The organism is Gemmatimonadaceae bacterium (assembly GCA_020851035.1).
Classification (GTDB): Bacteria; Gemmatimonadota; Gemmatimonadetes; order Gemmatimonadales; family Gemmatimonadaceae; genus JACMLX01.
Map to the genome: position 1 here is coordinate 41,754 of JADZDM010000027.1, position 18,198 is coordinate 59,951.

Genomic DNA, 18,198 nt, shown 5'->3' on the forward strand with positions numbered 1-18,198 from the left:
TAACTGCCGATGCCACCGGCGGCCGCAGCGGTTGCCAGCCACCGCGCGTGGCTCCAAACTCCGCCTCCCGGAGTGCACCCCTCACCAGACACCGAGCCATGTCCGAGATCGACGCGCTGCTGACCGAGAATCGCCGCTTCCCCGCACCGCCCGCGTTCACCCGCGACGCGATCGTGGCAGACGCGACGCTCGCCACCGAGGCCGCCGCCGACCCGGACGCCTACTGGGAGCGCATGGCGCGCGAGCTGGAGTGGATCCGGCCCTTCACCAAGGGCCTGGAGTGGGAGGCGCCATTCGCCACCTGGTTCCGTGACGGCCAGCTCAACGTCAGCGCCAACTGCCTGGACCGGCACATCCGCACCGCCCGGCGCAACAAGGCCGCCATCATCTTCGAGGGCGAGCCCGGCGACCAGCGCACCCTCACCTACTGGCAGCTCTACATCGAGGTCAACAAGTTCGCGAACGTCCTGCAGAGCCTTGGTGTGCGGAAGGGCGACCGGGTCGCGATCTACCTGCCGATGATCCCCGAGGCCGCGATCGCGATGCTCGCCTGCGCACGCATCGGCGCCATCCACAGCGTGGTGTTCGGCGGCTTCAGCCCCGAGTCGCTGCGCGACCGCATCAACGACTCGCAGTGCCGCGTGCTGGTGACTGCCGACGGCGGCTTCCGCCGCGGCCAGGTGGTGCCGCTCAAGCGCAATGCCGACGCCGCGATGCAGGACACGCCCAGCATCGAGCACTGCGTGGTGGTGCAGCGCCGCGCCGGTGCGATGAGTGACGAGACCTTCGCACAGATGCAGGAAGGGCGTGACTCCTGGTGGCACCGCCTGATGCAGAAGGCGCCCCGCTACTGTGAGCCGGCGGTGATGGACGCCGAGGATCCGCTCTTCATCCTCTACACCTCCGGCACCACCGGCAAGCCGAAGGGCATTGTCCACAGCACCGGCGGGTACCTCACCGGCGCCGCGACGACCACCCGGCAGGTGTTCGACCTCAAGGACGAGGATGTCTTCTGGTGCACCGCCGATGTGGGCTGGGTCACGGGGCATTCGTACGTGGTCTACGGCCCGCTGGCCAACGGCACCACCTGCCTGCTCTTCGAGGGCGCCCCGGACTGGCCCGATCGCCATCGCATGTGGGACATGTGCGAACGCCACGGCGTGACGGTGTTCTACACCGCGCCCACCGCCATCCGTGCATTCATGAAGTGGGGCGAGCAGTTCCCCAATGCGCACGACCTCTCGCGCCTGCGCCTGCTCGGCACCGTCGGCGAGCCGATCAACCCCGAGGCGTGGATGTGGTACCATCGCGTGATCGGGAAGGAGCGCTGCCCGATCGTGGACACGTGGTGGCAGACCGAGACCGGCGCGATCGTGATCTCGCCGCTGCCCGGCGTGACCGAGACCAAGCCCGGCAGCGCGACCCACGCCCTGCCCGGCTACAGCGTGGCGCTGGTCGACAAGGCCGCCAACCCGATCCCGGTCGGCGGCGGCCTGCTCACCATCACCCGCCCCTGGCCGAGCATGCTGCGCACGATCTGGGGTGACCGGCAGCGCTACGTGGACACCTACTTCGCCAAGTGGCCGGGACGCCCCGATCTCTACTTCGCGGGCGATGGCGCCAAGCTCGACGAGGATGGCTACTGGTGGATCCTCGGCCGCGTGGATGACGTGCTGAACGTGGCCGGCCACCGCATCGGGACCATGGAAGTGGAGAGCGCGCTGGTGGGCCATCCGGCGGTGGCCGAGGCGGCCGTGGTCGGCAAGGACCACGAGCTCAAGGGCCAGGCGATCGCCGCATTCGTCACCCTTCGCGAAGGATTCCACGCCTCGTCGTCGCTGCGGGACGAGCTGCGCGATTTCGTCGGCGAGAAGATCGGCGCCATCGCCAAGCCCGACGACATCCTGTTCAGCGCCGACCTGCCGAAGACCCGCTCGGGGAAGATCATGCGGCGCCTGCTGCGGGACATCGCCGAGGGGCGCGCACTGGGCGACACCACCACGCTGGCCGATCCGACGGTGGTGGCGGGGCTGAAGGAGCAGTACGAGGCCCAGGAGTCGTGACGGCGGCGGGCGGCCGGCCGGCGCGGCTCAGTGGCACCGGCCGCACGGGGCGCTTACCCTTCCCGGCATGAGCCTTCTCGGTCGCCTCTTCCCCGACACGCTGTTCCCCCGCAAGCTGAGCGACGCCGCCGAGCGGCGGCTCCGCCTGGCGCAGGCGCGTGCCGAGGAGGCCGTGCTGGAGACGCATGTGCGCAATGCGCTGCTCTACGTGGACACGCTCGCCGGCGAGCTGCCGTTCGACCGCGCCATCGAGACCTACATCCGCATGCTGGGCGTGCCCGAGCCGCTGGCGAGCACGGTGGCCACGCGCACGCTGGTGGTGCTGGGTGACGACGTCGTGCCCGAGCGCAACACGCCGCTGGCCGACAGCATGGTGGCCGATGACGTGCTGCCGATGGTGCGGATCGCGGCCGACAACTCGTCACGCCGCCGCTGAACCGGCGCGCAGGGCCGTGAACGCCGGAAGGGCAACCGCGCTGCGGTTGCCCTTCGTCGTACCGGAGCCGTCCTGCCTGCGCCGGGCGCCGTGGCGTGTTACTTCGCGGCGGGGGCGGGGGCCGTTGCGGCCGCCGGGGCCACCTTCGCAGCGGCGGAGTCCACGGCCGCCTTCATCTCGTCGTACGGCGGGGCGCCCACCATCTTCACGCCGTTGACGAAGAACGTCGGCGTGCTGCCCACCTGCTTCACCAGGCCAAGCGCGTAGTTCGCCTTGATGCGCTCCGCGTGCGTCTGCGCATCCATGCAGGCGTTCCACTTGCCGATGTCGAGCCCGATGCGCTGCGCATACGCGGTGATCACGCCGCGCGGGTTGCTGGTCGAGACGCCGCTCCACTCGAGCTGGTCGGTGAACAGGGCGTCATGCATCTCCCAGAACTTCCCCTGGTCGTCCGCACACGCCGCGCTCATCGACGCCGGGATCGTGTTCTGGTGCGCATTCAGCAGCGGGAAGTCGTAGAACGTGTACTTCACCATTCCCGTCTCGACCAGGTTCTTGCGCACGTCGACTTCGGTGAGCGTGAAGTAGTTGCCGCACGCCGGGCACTCGTAGTCCGCGAACTCGACGATCTCCACCGGCGCCGTGGCCGAGCCGATCGTGTAGCCGTGCGCCTTGGCGGCGAGCGCGGAATCGGCCACCGTCGGCATCACCAGCACCTCGGCCGGCGGATCCTGCTGCATCTTCCAGTAGATGAAGGCGCCGCCGGCCACCAAGATCGCGCCGAGCGCGATCAGGAACCCCTTGTTGCTCGACTGCTTGCGTACCTGCGCACTCACGATGGGTCGTCCTCAGGTGTGACCGGGGCCCCCGAACGGGCGCCCCCTGGTGGTTGGCATGGAACGGCGCCGGCCTGACGACACGGCATCACCGCGCACGGAGTGCCCAGCCGTCTCGGCAGCGGCCCACAAGGGTAGGTGTACAGCAGGGGCGTCCGCTAGTTCACCCGGCAGATCCGCCGTCGTCCCGCCGGCATGGTAGATTCCGCACGTGCCGCGTCCGCCCGTCATCGCCACACCCACGTTCACGCCGATCCAGCCCGTCCGGCGGCGGCTGCCGCTGTCGCGCATCGTGCTGCCGCATGCACACCTCGACGGTGACTGCGTCCGGCTACCGGTCGGCCCGGGCGCGCTGCATGCGCTCCGCTACGGCCACGGCGGCCCTGCCGTCCTCCTCCTGCACGGCTTCACCACCAGCACGCCGCTCTGGCAGCGCGTCGCGCCGATCCTGCTCGCCAGCGGCTGCCAGGTGCTGGTGCCCGACCTGCTCGGGTTCGGCGAATCCGACCGCCCGGTCGGGGGCCCGTACACCATCGCCGCCCAGGCGCGTTACATCGACCGTGCGCTCGCCCTGCTCCGCGTGAGCCGCGTCGTGGCCGTGGGGCAGGACCTCGGCGGCGTGGTGCTCCGCCGCCTCGCCGCCATGCGCCCTGAGCGCGTCGATGCGCTGGTGCTCTGCTCCCCGACCCCCGGCCGCGGCGCCGCCGGCCCCGAGATCGAGGCCGTCCAGGGCCAGGCCGGCCCGGCCCTCCTCGAGATCTCGAGCCGACCGCTCGGTGTCGTCGACCTGCTGGGTCCGGTGCTACGCGCCGCCGTCGCCGATCCGGCGCAGATGCCGGACCGCCTCGTGGCCCGCTTCTCGGCGCCCTACACTGGCAGCCAGGGAGCGCGGCACCTGCTGGATCTCGCCCGCGCCGTCGGCGAGGAAGAGGAGGCGGCGGCCGGCGACGTCAGCGAACCGCGGGTGCTGCGCGTCACTGGGGAGGAGGATCCGATGGTGGCGCCGGCCTCCGCGGCGCTCATCCGTTTGCCGGGCGCCAGGCGCCTGCTGCCGATGGAACGCCCGGAACCCCTCGCCGCGCTGATCCTCGAGCGGGTGCACGCCACGACGGATTCACCCGTCTCGCTGGAAGGCGGCGATGCAATCGACTAGATTCCCGGGATTACAAGCTGCAACCCATGAGGTGAATTTGACGAAAAAGAATCGACAGCGTCGCGTCGTGACGCCGCCGACCCCGTTCGAGCAGGCGCGGGATGAGTTGTTCCAGCAGATCATGCGGTGTGAGGTCATCGGTGCGGCACCTGAGCACCAGGTGGAATGGTTCACCGAGACGATGGCCTACTTCGCCGAGCGGTACCCGGAGCTGAAGCCGGCAGATGTGAACGACCTGCGCCAGCTTGGCGAGCGGTTCGTGCAGCCGCCGAAGGCCGCCGCAGTCGTCGAGGAGGCCACGCCGGTTGTCGTCACCACGACGGCCGAGGCGAGCCCCGAGTCCGAGGCGATCGACGCACTGGTCGGGAACGAGACCGGCACGGAAACCACGACCGAGTCGGCAGACGTGGAAGACGCGGAGACAGTGCCCGCCTGACACGCTGCGCCTCGCCCGGTGCGAGACGTTCGGCAGACGCCCCCCGCATCATCACTGATGCGGGGGGCGTCTGCCGTCGTGCGCCGCACACCGGGCCACCGACGCGCGGCGTCAGGCCTGCTTCGTCACGCGATCGTTGCCGGCCGCGCCCCGCGGGGGCCGCGCGCGTGGCGGATCATCCCACTCCTGGGGCTCGTCCTCCGTGACGTCCGGCACCCGCACCGCATCCGCCACCTGTTCCACCTGCACGAACAGGTCGAGCGGGTCCGGCTCCACCATTGGTGGCTGAGCGATGCGAAGTGGCGGCCGTGGCTCGCCGGTGGTGCGGCCGGCGCCGAGTGACCGCAGCACCGACTCCACGCTCCGCGGCGGCGCTGCCACCGGCTTGAGGACGGCGAGGTTGCCGCTGGTGAGGGCCGCCTTCTGCACCTGCACCCGCTCCTCGGCCACCGTGATCTGCTGCTCGACGGCATCCAGGGATGCGGAGAGGCGGTCGAGGATCTCGAACGGGCGGAAGCCGTCGACCCGCAGCAGCGGCGACCAGTCCACCACGTCGCGCGTCACGCCCGCGGGGAGCACGCGCCCGGGCTCGAGGATCTGCAGCAGGTCGCGTGAATCGGCGGAGCGCGCCGAGAAGAGGCGCAGCACGCCGTCGCGCCCGAGCAGCAGCGCGCGGATCTGCATGCCGCTTCCGGTCTCCTCGATCGTGCGCTGGACGATGCGATGGCGGATGCGGTGCAGCCCGCGCACGGTGTGCGGCATCAGCGACGGCGTCAGTTCCACGAGCGGGATCGCATCGAAGAAACTCGCCGCGGTCTTCGCCATCACCTGCACCTCGCGCACCGTGAGCTCCTGCACCTCCGCCTGCGCGCGGCGCAATCCTCGCGCCCGCGCGACGAGCGAGGTGGCGCGAGCCTGGGCGTCGGACCGGGTGGGAGCGCTGTCGGTGGCCATCGGCGATGGGTGGTACGCAGGGATGTGCAGATCACCGGCACGGGTGCTGTGTCGGCGGGCTCAACCGTTGAGTATCGTCCCGTGGCCGGCGGAGTTGAGTGCCACCGCACCACGCTGCCGCCCGCGGGCGCAGCCCGACACGCTCAGCGCCGGCGGCCAGGGGCGCGGCGCAGGGTCAGGCCGGCACGCACGCCGCCGCCGAGCCCGAGCTCGACGCCCTTCAGCCAGTGGCCGGTGCCCGAGCCGTCCATCCCGACGGTCAGGATCGCCACCGGCCGTGGCGCGCGCCCATCCTCCACCAGGAGGCCAAGCCCGCCGCCGGCGTTCAGTCCGTGGCGCGAGGCCCGGAACGGGTCGGCGAGCCAGCGCAGGAGGAGATCCACTCGACCCGAGCGTCGCCACCCTTCGGGACGGCTCACCGCGCCGACGCCGGACTCGACGGCGATGCGAACGTTGTAGGCCGCCGACACCTGCAGGCCTGCAGCCAGCTGCACCGCCGGGTCCGTACCCGCCAGCAGGTCGGCTCGCAGCGTGGGCTGCAGGCGCGACGGGCGGGGCACCACCGGCCCCACGCGCTGCCCTCCGCAGGGCGTAGCGGCCAGCGCCAGGAGGAGCAGCGACATCGGTGTGCGCCACCGGTGACGGTCGCTCACCCGGCGAGATCGGTGCGGGGGGTGACCGGCGCCTCGGTGTCCCGCGGGCCGCCGGCCCGGTTCACCCAGAGCATCAGGGTGTAGTCCGTGGTCGCCACCACGGCCAGGATGCCGCAGGCCAGCGCCAGCCCCGCCACCAGCCGCGGCGCCTGCAGCGCGGCGAGCAGCGTCACGAACTGGAGCACCGTCACGCCCTTCCCCGGCCAGCGCGCCTGGAACGTGATGTTGCGCAGCCAGCTCACGTTGCGCGCCACGAACCAGCCGATCACGGTCATCACGTCGCGCAGCATGAGCAGGCCGAGCTGCCACGGCGAGATCAGGTCGTCCACCGTCACGGTGATGAACGCCACCAGCATGAAGATGCGGTCGGCGATCGGGTCGATGAGCGCGCCGATGCGCGTGGTGCTCCGCGATACGCGCGCGATCACGCCGTCGAGCACGTCCGACACCATCGCCAGCAGCACCATCCAGAGCCGCCACTCGTCGTCGCGGACGCCAAGGAAGGCGCCGGCCATCGCGAGCCGGGAGAGCGAGATCAGGTTGGGCGTGTTGAGGACTTCACTTCGGCGCATGCCGGACAAGAAAGCAAGACGTGTGCTGGACGGCCAGCAGTTGCCTGACATGCGCGGCCGGCATAGGCTGCCCCAGTCATCAGTGCCCGTCATTCCCCGTTCCCGCGCCGTTCCCGCCGTGCTGTCACCCGATCCGTCCCAGCGACAGGCCTGCGCCTGCTGACCACCGCACTGCCGCTGCTGGCGCTGGTCGTCGCCGTCCTGATCCTGCTGTGGGACGTGGGCCTGGCCGGCCGGCTGGCGCGGGTGGCCGAGGCACCGCGCGGGTGGGCGACGCTCACGGCGGTGACGGGGCTGCTGCTCATTCCGGCGGCGCTGATCCGGGTGGTGGGCAGCTCGCTGCTCGACGGCCGCACCGTGGCCGCGCTCGGTTGGCTGTGGCCGCTGGTGCTGACCCTCGTCGCGTCGCAGGCGGTGCTGACACTCGCGCGCGGGCTCGGTGCGCGCGCGATCGTGGCCCCGATCGTCGTGTACGACGCGATCATCGCGGCCAGCGCCTGGATCGAGTACGCCGCCGGCACCGGGATCGCGCTGCCGGTGTCACTGCACGCCGTGCCGACGGCCACCGCGGGCGCGATGGGGTACGTGGCCGGCACTGCGGCGCTCTGGTCACCGCTGGCGATCGCGCCGCCCGTGGTGGCACCCGCGTATCGCGCGCGCTGGGCGGTCAACGCCTCGGTGCGCGGCCTGATCGCGCTCTATGCGCTGGTCGGTGTGGGGGCCTTCGCCAGCGAGCTGCCGCAGGCGATCCGCGCGGTGCAGAGCTTCTCGCGCTGGACGCTGGCCCCGCTGCGTGAGCGCCCGGTCGATGCGCCGCTGCTGGTGGGGGTGCACATCCTCCCGGTGCTGCGGGGCACACCGGCGCCGCTGGCGCTGCGCTACGACACCGACCTCGCGGACAGCGCCGGCGTGGACGTGATCGCGATGACGATCGCGCCCGGTGGCGCGACGCCGCGCGCACTCGACTCGCTCTCGCGCGTGCTCGACGATTACCGCGCCGACAGCACGCTGGTGGTGGTCACGCTCGGGTGGGAGCTCCGTGAGGCGCTGCGCGCGACACTCGCGCCCACGGCGTGGCAGCGCGAGCGCATCGCCCTGGTGGACCAGGTGATGCGCCGCCTGCGTCCCGACATCCTCGTGCCGCTGGACGACCCGAATGGCCTGGGCAACCAGATGGTCGGGTTCCGCGAGGCATCGGAGTGGCAGGCCATGCTGCAGGAGTCGGCGAAGACGGCCCACGCGCTGCGGCCGCGGGTGCGGGTGCTGGCGTCCATCGCCACGTTCGACGATCGCGACAGCGTGCTGGCGGCGTGGGCCACGTCACCGGCGTCGGGGATCGACGGCATCGGGTACGTGCTGCAGCCGGGCTTCCGCGGCGGCGTGAGCCTCGAGGCGCGCCTGCAGGCCGCCGATCGCTGGCGCGTGGCGCGCGCACGGCAGCCGGGGCCGCGCCGTGCCGACGAATGGGTGCTCCGCGCGGCGGGCTTCCCGTGGACGCAGGGGGAGCAGGCGCAGGATCGCGCGATCTGGGGTGTGCTGGCGTGGGCCAGCGCGCGGCCGACGATCGGTGGCGTGATCGTGGGCGACGCCGGCGACTACGACACGCGGCGCGGCCTGCGCGGGCCGGGGGGCCGGCTGCGGCTCGCGAACACCTCGCTGCGCCGGGCGATCCGTGGGCTCAACGAGTCTGCGCGCTGACGCGACTCACGGCAGCAGGGCGTCCCTGGCCACGCCCCGCACCACCGCCTCGACGCGTCGCGACGGATCGCACCACGTCGACACGATGCCCTGCACATCCGCCGCCGTGACGGCACGCAGCTGAGGCACCTCGTCCTCCAGCTCGGCCAGCCCGCTGCCGGCGCACCACGCATCCACCATGTCGCCGAGCTGCGCCCCCGCGCTCTCCTGCCGCAGTGCACACATGCCGATGGCGTAGGTGCGCGCACGCTCGAGTTCCTCGGCACCCACCGGCGCGTCGCGCAACGCGGCGAACTCCGCCAGCAGGCCGGCGCGCGCCTCGAGCTCGCGCTCCGGTGCACAGGCGATGTAGGACGAGATCATCCCCGCATCGCGCAGCGTCGAGAGGCTCACGAACACGGTGTAGGCCAGCGACTGCCGGCTGCGCAGCGACTCGAAGAAGCGCCCGCCCAGGCCACTGGCCACGCCCGTCATGAGCGATGCCGCGAAGCGCGCCACGTCGCGGCGGGCCGGCCCGCGGAAGAGCATCGCGACGGCGCTCTGCTGCCGTTCGCGGGGCTCCACGATCTCCACCGGCGCGGCCGGCAGTGGCGGGGCGTGCACTGCCGCCGGTGCCACCGGCGACATCCCCGTGAACGACGCCGCAACCAGCGCGGCCAGCACCGCCGGATCGTCGTCGCCCACGATCGCGAGCACCGCGTCGCCCTGCTGCACCGTCGCGGCGTGCCACGCTCGCACTGCCTCCACCGTGAGCGCGGCCACGCTGTCGTCGGTCCCGAGCGCGTCCAGCCCGTACGTGTGCCCCGCGAACAGCGCCTGCCGCGCCAGCATCAGCGGATAGCGCAGCATGTCGTCGCGGCGGGCGCGAAGCTCGCTGAGGAGCTGGGCGCGTTCGGCCTCCACGGCCGCGGCGGGAAACACCGGCGACTGCACGACGTCCGCGAGCAGCGCGGCCGCCGCAGCGGCATCTCCGGCGGGCACGCTGATCGACCACCCGGTGAGCTCCTTGCTGACCGACACCGAGACACTGCCCCCCAGCCGCTCGGCATCCTCGGCGACCTGCGCGGCGGTGCGCGTGAGTGTGCCCTTGAGCGACGACCGCGCCATCACGGTGGTGAGGCCGGCCTGCGCCATGGGCTCGCACACCGCACCACCCTGCACGAAACAGCCCATGTGCACGATGCGCGCGCCGGCCTTCCGCCGCACCAGCACCGGCAGGCCGTGCGCCGTGCGGAACACGTGCACCGCACCCTCGCGCCGTTCCGGCTCCACCGCGGCCGGCGACGGCGCGATGATCCCGGCCGGCGGCACGACCGGCAGCGGCTCGACCGACGCTGCGTTCCACGCCTGCACCAGCGCAGTGCCGTCCACGGCCAGCGGCGCGGTGCCCGCCGGCCGGTGACTCACCACGCCCACGGTGTCGTCGCGGCACGACGCGGCCAGCACCCGCTGCACGTCGGCCGCCGTCACCGCCCCGACCGCACGCCAGTAGTCCTCGCCCACGTCGGCGCCGCCAAGCGCCTCCCACGCCACCATCTCGCTCGCCTGCCCCTCCATCGACTCGGCGGAGCGCAGGCGGCGTGTGCGCAGTACGTGCCGCACGCGCTCGAGTTCCTCCGCGGACGGTCCCTCGTGCTGCAGCGTGCGCAGCACGCTCCAGGCGGTGGCCGCCGCCTCACCGATGGTGGCATCGCTGCCGGCCACGCCGATCGCGAACACCCCCGTCTGGGTCGGGGTGTAGTGGTACGCACTCGCCTGCATCGCCAGCCCGCGCTCGCGCACCGCGCGATAGAGCCGCGAGGACCGTCCCGTGGAGAGCAGTGCGGAGGCCACGTCCAGCGCCGGCGTGTCGGGGTGCAGCGGGCCGACCGTGCGCCAGCCGAAGGTCAGGTGCGACTGTTGCACGTCCGCCCTGAGTGCGCGGTAGCGCGCGCCCAGCCAGCGCGGCTCCTCGGGGCCGTGGTCGGGGACCGGATCGCGCGCCGGGAGGGCACCGTACGTCGCCGCCACGGCGTCGCAGACGGCGTCGGCATCCACGTCACCCACGATCGCGAGGATGCTGTTCGACGGCGTGTACCAGTTGCGGTAGAAGCCGTGCACCATCCCGCGCGTGAAGGTGCGCAGTCCCGCCTCACGCCCGATGCGCCAGCGTCGCATGCGGTGCCGGTCGTGCAGCACCTCGTAGAGCGTCTCCGCCGTGACGGCGGCGGGGGTGTCCTCCTTCCGCGCCGCCTCCTGGATGATGACCTCGAGTTCGCGGCGCAGCTCACCGTCGTCGATGGCGGAGTGCGCGAACGCGTCGAACTGGATGTCCACACCCTGCGCCCAGCTCGCCGCCGGCAGGACGGTGATGTAGGTCGTGGCGTCGTAGATCGTGTGCGCGTTCAGCCAGCCACCGACGGCCTTGGTGGCGCTCGCGATCTCCCCCGGCCCCCGCCGCGGCGTGCCCTTGAAGTACATGTGCTCCAGCACGTGCGCGATGCCGATCTCGTGGTCCGGCTCGTCGAAGTAGCCGGCCTTCACGCGCGTGACGATTGCCACCACCGGCGCCGCGCGGTCTTCCCGGACGAGGAGCGTGAAGCCGTTCGGGAAGACGGTGCGGGTGGTGAGCGTCAATGCAGGATCTTCAGGACGCCGGCGTCGGCGCTGCCGCGCAGGAACGCCTCGGCGGAATCGGTGGGCACGCGCTGGCCGGTCTGCGCCAGCACCCGCGCCGCCTCGAAGAGCATGAACTCGTAGAGCGACTTCCCGCCCGACATCGCGTCGCGCATCTCGGTCACGATGTCGTCCCAGCTGCCGACGAAGGTGTCACCCGTGCGCGTGAGCACGCTGTGCTCGATCGCCGTCTCCTTCTTGTCACGCATCTCCGCCAGCAGCGTGCCGAACAGCTCGAGCTGCCCCTTCGAGTCCGAGTCGTCGTCCCCCTCGCCCATCACCTTCGCCTCGATCTCCGACAGCATCTCGTCGATGCTGTCGGTGCCGGCGTTCAGCTCCTCGAGCTGCGCCTGCCACGGCGCGAGGTCGGGGTCGTCGTCCTGCAGCCGGTAGGCCGCCTTCTTCAGCTCGATCAGGCGCCAGATGCCCAGCTCGTCCCAGTGGTCCTCGGGGGACGACTTCTCGAACTGGTAGAGCGCCGCCTCGTACTCCTGCTTGTCGTAGAGCAGGTTCGCGAGGTAGATGCGGGCCTCGATGTAGTCGGGATCCAGCTTGAGCGCGCGGCGCAGCGTGGAGATCGCCGCATCGTCCTCACCGGAGCGGTGCTGTGCGTACCCCATGCAGCTCACCGCCTCGGCCGAGCCGGGCTCCTGCTGCACCGCGATGTCGAAGAACTGCGCGGCGTCCTCCACGAGGTTGTCGCGGAAGAGGGCACGCCCCACCTGGAGCATCAGCTCGACGTCGTCCTGGTACCCGAGCTCGAGGATGCGGCGGAAGTTCTTGCGCGCATGCTCCACCTGGCCGAAGCGCAGCAGCGTCTCGCCCATGCCGGCCAGCCCGTCCTCGTGCTCCGAGTCGAGCGTGAGGGCCTCCTCGAAGCTGCGGCGCGCCCAGGCGTACTCCTCGCGCGCGAGGCGGGCAGACCCCTCCCCGACGTGCAGCTCGACCGAGGTCGGGTACAGGACGAGGCCCTCACGCAGCACGGCGAGGGCGTCATCGAAGCGGCCCTCGTTGTAGAGCTGGTGTGCGCGCTCGTCGTACTCTTCGGACGACAGGAATTGCGAAGCCATCGCGGCAGTCCTCCGGGCACAGAGTCAGCAGGGAAGATAGACCGCGGGACGTCCCGCCAGCCAGCCCGCCGTCCAGATGGTACACCACACACGTGTTCCGGATCACCCGACGCTCCGCGCCCGGTTTCCTCCGGGCAGGCCGCAGTGCGCAGCCGGCGTCAGTGCGCGCCGCGGTCGCTGCGCAGCGGCGCCGCGAGCGCCACGGCAACCTGCGCCGCCAGCGCGGCGTTCGCCTCGAGCAGCGCGAGGTTGGCGGGCAGTGAGCGCCCGTCGGTGGCGGCCAGCACGGCGCCGAGCAGGAACGGCGTCACGGCGGCGCCGGTGACGCCGGCCGCCTCGGCCTCACGCACCGCACCGGCCACCGCCGCGTCCACCAGCGCGCGCTCGAGTGCCGCATCGGCCGGCGGCGGCTGCACCACCAGTACGGCGCTCCGCTCGCCAAGCTCCCAGTGCGTCCGCGCGATGCGTGCGATCTCCAGTGGAGAGTCGGCGCGCTGCGGCACGCGCAATCCCGTGCCGGTGGTGAAGAAGCCCGGCAGCTCGTCGGTGCGATAGCCCACCACGGGCACCCCGAGCGTCTCGAGGCGCTCGAGCGTGGCAGGCAGGTCGAGGATCGACTTCGCGCCGGCACAGACCACCACCAGCGGCGTCCGTGCCAGGGCCTGCAGGTCGGCGGATTCGTCGAAGGGGGCACCCCGGTGCACACCACCGATGCCTCCGGTCGCGAACACCCGGAGTTCGCCGGCGTGGGCCAGCGTGAGCGAGGCCGCCACGGTGGTGGCACCGTCGGCCCCCTGCACCATGCACGCGGCGAGGTCGCGCGCGCTGACCTTGCGCACGCCGGTGCGCGCCAGGAATCGCTGCAACTCTGGATCGGTGAGGCCGAGCGTGGCGGTGCCGGCGACGACTGCCGTGAGCGCGGCCACGGCGCCGGCCCGCTCGACGGCGCCGAGCATTCGGGCGGCGGCATCGGCGTTGTGCGGCACGGGCAGTCCCTGCGCCAGGACGGATGTTTCCAGCGCCACCACCGGCAGGCCGCGTTCGAGCGCGGAGGCGATGTGCGGCAGCACGCGAAGCGTGGTCATGCGGATGTGCGTCGGTCGGGAGCGGTCTGGTGGTGCAGGACCGCGGGAATACTACTGCGCGGCAGCGGCGGCCGGTTGTGCGGCGGGCTGCCCGATGGTGCGCTCGCGCATCGAGATCGGCTCCGCGATGATCAGGAGGCGATCGGGGGCGGAGCCGATGTAGCGCGTGGGCCAGCAGGTGGTGAGGGTGAGGCGCGGTGACGCGGCCTCGAAGATCACCTTCGCATCCTTGTCCACGATCTGGCGTTCCTTCACGCGCCACATGACGCTCATCGCCAGCGTCTGCGTCTCGATCACGTCCCCGACGCGCACGTCGTCGAGCCGGTGGAAGTGCCGGTCGCGGTGTGCGGAGATGACGGAGTTGCCGTTCTCGCCTGGGAAGACGGTGCCGGGCATGTGTCCCGGGCCGGCCCAGAGTTCCCGGTCGTTGAGCCCTTCCACCACCACCTCGTCGAGGCGGATGGACGGGATCACGACACGCGTGACGGGGGCGCCGGACCGCGCGCGCTTCATGCCGAGCGTCGCCACCGCATTGAGCGACGACGACTGCATGAGCTTTGCCCATTCGGCGCGCGCCCGTTCGCGGGCGATGGTGCCGCGCAGGATCTGCACGGCCACGATGCTCACCACGATCAGGCCGGCCGCGAAGATCGAGAGCCCGAAGATCTTCGCCCCGCGGAAACGCCGCGGTGGCGGAAGGCTGCGTCGCGGCCGCGCCGCGACGCGACTAACCCCGATTGCGGAAGATCGTGACACAGCCGACGGCCATCAGGCCACTGCCGAGCAACAGGACGGACGGCAGCGGCGTGCCGGTGTTGGGCGCGCGCAGTCCACCGCGCATGGAGTCGGGGGACACCGGCACGGGGAAGTCGACGCGTGCATTCGACGGGGCCGCGTTGCGCGCGGCCTCCTCGGTGGCCTTCGGCGTCTCGGTCACCGGTGGATCGTTGGTGGCGAAGGTGCGGGTGTCGACGGGGGCGTCGGTGCGGGCAAGCAGCGCCGGCGCGCCGCCGGCCGCCGCCAGGGCGCCGAGCAGGCCGAGCGGTGCAAAGGCGGCGAGGTTGCGCAGCTCGCCGCGGCTGTCGCCCTCGGGACAGTCGCAGGTGCCCGGCGCGAGCGTCGGGAGCTTCGTCGTATCGGCTTGCGCCTGCATGATGGTCGGCGCCGCTGCGAGCGTCGCCCATGCCACCAACGTCATCGCGTGCTTGGTCATCATGTCGGAACTCCAACGCTGAGGCAGGTGAACGATCGCTCCAAACGAAGCGCACCTCACATGCCAGCCGTGCGCGCTCGCCTGCCCGTCGTCGGGCGAGGTTGGCCGAGCTCCCAACTGAAAGCCATGCCGTCAGTTAGCCTGCTGGCACGTAGACAGATTAGTCACTGCAGAGGTAACACGCCACGCGCGCCGGTTGACTTTTTGGCGGACTGTAGCATTGAGCCCACAGCTTTCGTGGCGGGGCGACCTCATCTATTGGGCCGTCTCAGGCGGTGAACGCCACGTCCCGGAGCCATCGTACGTCCCATTCAACGGGACACTCCGTGCGGTCGGACCGCACGCGCCCCGCGTTCCCGGGGGCCGGAACGCCGGCGGGGCGATGCTGGCATCCCGCCACCACCGCCCCGCCGGTCACCGTGCGAACGCCGTCACTCGGTGACGTCGTCGAACTCGTCGGACTTCCGCGTCGCCACCAGTTCCCGCTCGGTGCTGGTCGGGTCGTAGAGCGCGAGGATCTTGATGTGCTCGCCCGGATAGCAGTCGAATTCCTTGCCGGTGCCCTTGTACACCTTGATCTCGTGGCCGTCCTCGAAGCGGAGCAGCGCCAGAGGGTATGCGTCGTTCGTGTACTGCTTGCGGATGCGCTTCGGGGCTGTTGACATCGCTGGGCGTTCCTCAAAGAGCGGTGTGCGGGCGGCGGCGACGCGAGGTGCGTCAGGTGACCACGGGTCGGCTGGCGCTGAACCGCTCCCACGCCCGTGTCGCGAGGATGTCGTCGAGCGCCTGGCGGAAGGCGTCGAGTTCCCCGTCGGTCGTGTAGAAGTGCGGCGCCACCCGAATACCTGCCCCGGGACGGTAGTCGATCACAATGTCACGCGAGAGCAGGGCCTGCGCCACCGCCGGGCCATTCGGCACGTCGAAGGCGACGGTGCCCCCGCGACGCGCCGGGTCACGCGGCGCGTGCACGGCGAAGCCGCGCTCGTCGGCGTAGGCGATCAGTCGCGCGGTCTGCCGCTGGCTGCGCGCGCGGATGCTCTCGAGTCCGGCCTCGGCGATGATCGCCGGGCCATCCATGGCCGCGTAGAGCGCGGGCACCGTTGGGGTGCCGCCCAGCCAGCGCCAGGCGCCATCAGCAGGCTGGAGCGTCGGCTCGAAGGCGAAGGGGCGCTGGTGCGCCTGCCACCCGGTCAGCACCGGCCGCAGCGTGGCGGACTGCTCCGGCGACACCCAGAGAAAGCACCCGCCCGGCCCGCCGCAGAGCCACTTGAGCACGCCGCCCATGTAGAAGTCGGCGCCGAGCGCGATCACGTCCACCGGGATCACGCCGACGGCGTGGTAGGCATCCAGCGCCACCAGCGCCCCCACGGCGTGCGCCTTCGCGATGATCGGCGCCACGTCCATGATGAACGCCGACTTGAACAGCACGTGGCTGATGGCCACCAGCTTCGTGCGCGGCGTGATGGCGTCCACCACCCGCTGCGCATCGATCCCGATGCCGTCGTCACCCGGCACGACCGTCACGCGCGCGCCGAGCCTCGGTGCCAGTTCGTCGGTCACGTAGCGCACGCTCGGGAAGTCGAGTGCCGTCATGACGATCTCGTCCCGCTCCGCCGTGTAGTTCAGCGCCGAGACGACCATGGCCTGCGCCTGCGTCACCGTGGGCACCATCGCCACCGACCCCGCCGGGGCCCCGAGCAGCGGCGCGACGATGTTGCCCACCTCGACCGGGAGCTGCCACCAGCGCTCGGCCCAGGCCTTCACGCCGAGCGTGTTCCACGCCTCTGCATACTCCGCGAGGCGGCCGGCGGTGCTCGCCGGCATCGCGCCGAGCGAGTTGCTCACGAGGTAGGTGCTCCGCGCGAGGATCGGGAACCGGTCGCGGAAGCGCAGCAGCGCGTCGTCGGGATGGGTCATGCGGCGTCCGCCGTCATCGGGGTGAGCATGCGCCGGGCGATCACGAAGATCACCGTGGCCACGGCCAGGGTGCCACCGAGCACCGTCCACTCCTCGAGCGTGATCGAGGTCAGCAGCCAGGCGATCATCGCCACCGTCGCCACCGGGATCACCGGACCTCCGGGTACGGAGAACGGCACGGCGCCCTCCTGCCGCACCCCGCGCTGGCGCAGGATCAGCGTGGCGGCCGCGCAGGCGGCGTAGAGCAGCAGCGCCGCCAGGTTGGAGATCACCGCCAGCTGCTCGAACGAGTTGAAGATCGCCAGCAGCCCCACGAACGAGGTCTGCACCACGATCGCCACGTGCGGCGTGCGGTAGGTGGGATGGATGGAGCCGATGGCACGCGGCAGCAGGCCGTCCTGCGCGAACTTCCAGAGTGCACGCGGCACGGCCAGCGTCATCCCGCTCACGTAGCCGAACATCGAGATCGTCGCACCCACCAGCAGGAGCAGGCGCCCCGGGCTGCCCATGAAGCGCTCGGCCGCGAAGGCGAGCGGCGCCGTCTTCACGGTGGCGAGGGCGTCGCCGAGCACCCCCTCGGCGACGAGGTGCACGGCGAGGTAGAGCAGCGTCACCCCGATCATCGCGATCGCGAGGGCGCGCGGCACGGTGCGCGCCGGCTCCTTCACCTCGCCGCTCGGCACCAGCGCCGACTCGCAGCCGCTGAAGGCGAAGAAGAGGACCACCGCCGCCCGCGCGAGGCTGGCGGGGGCGGGCATGTCGTGCACCGCGATGTTCGCCGGCACGATGAAGAACACCCCGACCCCGATGAACAGCAGCAGCGGCACCAGCTTCGCGATGCTCATCACCACGATCAGCCGCGTGCCCTGCTGCACGCCGCGGACGTTGATGATCGCCAGCGCCACGAACGCCACGACGATCAGCGGCGTCCGGATGCCGGGGACACCGACCAGCGTGCCGACGCCCTCGGCGAAGGCGGAGGCGACGCCGGCGACGGCGGTGGTGCCGATCATCCAGAGCAGCACGCCCGCCATGAACCCGATGTAGGGGCCGAACACCGCCTCGACGTAGGCGTAGGGCCCGCCCGTCAGCGGCACGCGGCTTCCCGCCTCGGCGAAGCAGAGCACCACGCACCCGATCACGAGGGCGCAGATCAGGTACACGAACGGCGCGGCGGCTCCGGCGGCGGCGGCGGCCCCAGACGGCAGGCGGAAGATCCCCCCGCCGACCGTCACGTTGAAGATGCTGGCCGCCAGGCCGAAGACGCCGACGGCGCGCACGAGGCCCGGGGCGGATGACGTCGGGGAGGGTGTGGACACGGCCGCAAGATCGTCGCCCACCACCGCAACGCACAGGGGCGGGCGGCGCGGCACCCCGTGACCCGCCACCCGCCGGAGGCGTCGTGACCGCGCGGCCCCGATCGCCGGCGGCGGCGCTGCCGCCCGCACCACTGGCGC

General features: G+C 71.7%; 17 protein-coding genes. 5 read left to right on the forward strand and 12 right to left on the reverse strand.

The genetic code is table 11. From position 1 onward, the window contains the following. Window positions 1-98 precede the first annotated feature (98 nt). Window positions 99-2,063, forward strand: a complete 1,965-nt coding sequence (gene acs / locus IT355_19145) for an acetate--CoA ligase (GenBank protein MCC7055398.1) — start codon at window positions 99-101, stop codon at window positions 2,061-2,063. A 67-nt stretch (window positions 2,064-2,130) separates the two neighbouring features. Next, on the forward strand, window positions 2,131-2,499 hold the full coding sequence (locus IT355_19150) for a hypothetical protein (GenBank protein ID MCC7055399.1): 369 nt from the start codon (window positions 2,131-2,133) through the stop codon (window positions 2,497-2,499). Between the two features lie 98 nt (window positions 2,500-2,597). Here IT355_19150 and IT355_19155 read toward each other — a convergent pair whose 3' ends face one another. Then, window positions 2,598-3,335: a thioredoxin domain-containing protein gene (locus tag IT355_19155; protein MCC7055400.1), complete on the reverse strand. Its 738-nt coding sequence runs from the start codon at window positions 3,333-3,335 to the stop codon at window positions 2,598-2,600. A gap of 211 nt (window positions 3,336-3,546) precedes the next feature. On the opposite strand from IT355_19155, the gene IT355_19160 reads away from it, so the two are divergent. Both IT355_19160 and IT355_19165 read left to right on the forward strand, forming a co-directional pair. Then, window positions 3,547-4,488, forward strand: a complete 942-nt coding sequence (locus IT355_19160) for an alpha/beta hydrolase (GenBank protein ID MCC7055401.1) — start codon at window positions 3,547-3,549, stop codon at window positions 4,486-4,488. Window positions 4,489-4,555: 67 nt separating this feature from the next. Beyond that, window positions 4,556-4,924: a hypothetical protein gene (locus tag IT355_19165; GenBank protein ID MCC7055402.1), complete on the forward strand. Its 369-nt coding sequence runs from the start codon at window positions 4,556-4,558 to the stop codon at window positions 4,922-4,924. A gap of 111 nt (window positions 4,925-5,035) precedes the next feature. Here the strand turns inward: IT355_19165 and IT355_19170 are convergent, their stop codons facing one another. From IT355_19170 to IT355_19180, 3 genes are all read right to left on the reverse strand, one after another. Continuing rightward, window positions 5,036-5,878, reverse strand: a complete 843-nt coding sequence (locus IT355_19170) for a hypothetical protein (protein MCC7055403.1) — start codon at window positions 5,876-5,878, stop codon at window positions 5,036-5,038. Window positions 5,879-6,021: 143 nt separating this feature from the next. Next, a complete protein-coding gene (locus IT355_19175) occupies window positions 6,022-6,501 on the reverse strand; it encodes a hypothetical protein (GenBank protein ID MCC7055404.1) in 480 nt (159 codons plus the stop codon). A gap of 26 nt (window positions 6,502-6,527) precedes the next feature. Continuing rightward, window positions 6,528-7,103: a CDP-alcohol phosphatidyltransferase family protein gene (locus IT355_19180; protein MCC7055405.1), complete on the reverse strand. Its 576-nt coding sequence runs from the start codon at window positions 7,101-7,103 to the stop codon at window positions 6,528-6,530. A 219-nt stretch (window positions 7,104-7,322) separates the two neighbouring features. Here IT355_19180 and IT355_19185 point away from each other — a divergent pair, with 219 nt between their 5' ends. Further along, window positions 7,323-8,801: a hypothetical protein gene (locus tag IT355_19185; protein ID MCC7055406.1), complete on the forward strand. Its 1,479-nt coding sequence runs from the start codon at window positions 7,323-7,325 to the stop codon at window positions 8,799-8,801. 6 nt (window positions 8,802-8,807) lie between these two features. Here the strand turns inward: IT355_19185 and IT355_19190 are convergent, their stop codons facing one another. From IT355_19190 to IT355_19225, 8 genes are all read right to left on the reverse strand, one after another. Further along, window positions 8,808-11,417 (reverse strand): insulinase family protein, encoded by a 2,610-nt coding sequence (locus tag IT355_19190; GenBank protein ID MCC7055407.1) that lies wholly within the window; start codon window positions 11,415-11,417, stop codon window positions 8,808-8,810. Beyond that, complete coding sequence (locus IT355_19195; GenBank protein MCC7055408.1) at window positions 11,414-12,526, reverse strand: tetratricopeptide repeat protein; 1,113 nt, start codon at window positions 12,524-12,526, stop codon at window positions 11,414-11,416. The genes IT355_19190 and IT355_19195 overlap by 4 nt, the downstream gene beginning before the upstream one ends. A gap of 158 nt (window positions 12,527-12,684) precedes the next feature. Further along, the gene (locus IT355_19200) at window positions 12,685-13,611 is read right to left on the reverse strand and encodes a pseudouridine-5'-phosphate glycosidase (GenBank protein MCC7055409.1); all 927 of its coding nucleotides are present in this window, start codon (window positions 13,609-13,611) and stop codon (window positions 12,685-12,687) included. A gap of 51 nt (window positions 13,612-13,662) precedes the next feature. Beyond that, window positions 13,663-14,367, reverse strand: a complete 705-nt coding sequence (locus IT355_19205; GenBank protein MCC7055410.1) for a class D sortase — start codon at window positions 14,365-14,367, stop codon at window positions 13,663-13,665. Next, complete coding sequence (locus IT355_19210; GenBank protein MCC7055411.1) at window positions 14,339-14,827, reverse strand: hypothetical protein; 489 nt, start codon at window positions 14,825-14,827, stop codon at window positions 14,339-14,341. The genes IT355_19205 and IT355_19210 overlap by 29 nt, the downstream gene beginning before the upstream one ends. Before the next feature lie 428 nt (window positions 14,828-15,255). Beyond that, the gene (locus IT355_19215; protein MCC7055412.1) at window positions 15,256-15,489 is read right to left on the reverse strand and encodes a hypothetical protein; all 234 of its coding nucleotides are present in this window, start codon (window positions 15,487-15,489) and stop codon (window positions 15,256-15,258) included. 52 nt (window positions 15,490-15,541) lie between these two features. Beyond that, entirely contained in the window at window positions 15,542-16,741 is a 1,200-nt protein-coding gene (locus IT355_19220) for an aminotransferase class V-fold PLP-dependent enzyme (protein MCC7055413.1), read from the reverse strand. After that, window positions 16,738-18,060 (reverse strand): amino acid permease, encoded by a 1,323-nt coding sequence (locus IT355_19225; GenBank protein ID MCC7055414.1) that lies wholly within the window; start codon window positions 18,058-18,060, stop codon window positions 16,738-16,740. Before IT355_19225 ends, IT355_19220 begins: the two co-directional genes overlap by 4 nt. Between the last annotated feature and the right edge of the window lie 138 nt (window positions 18,061-18,198).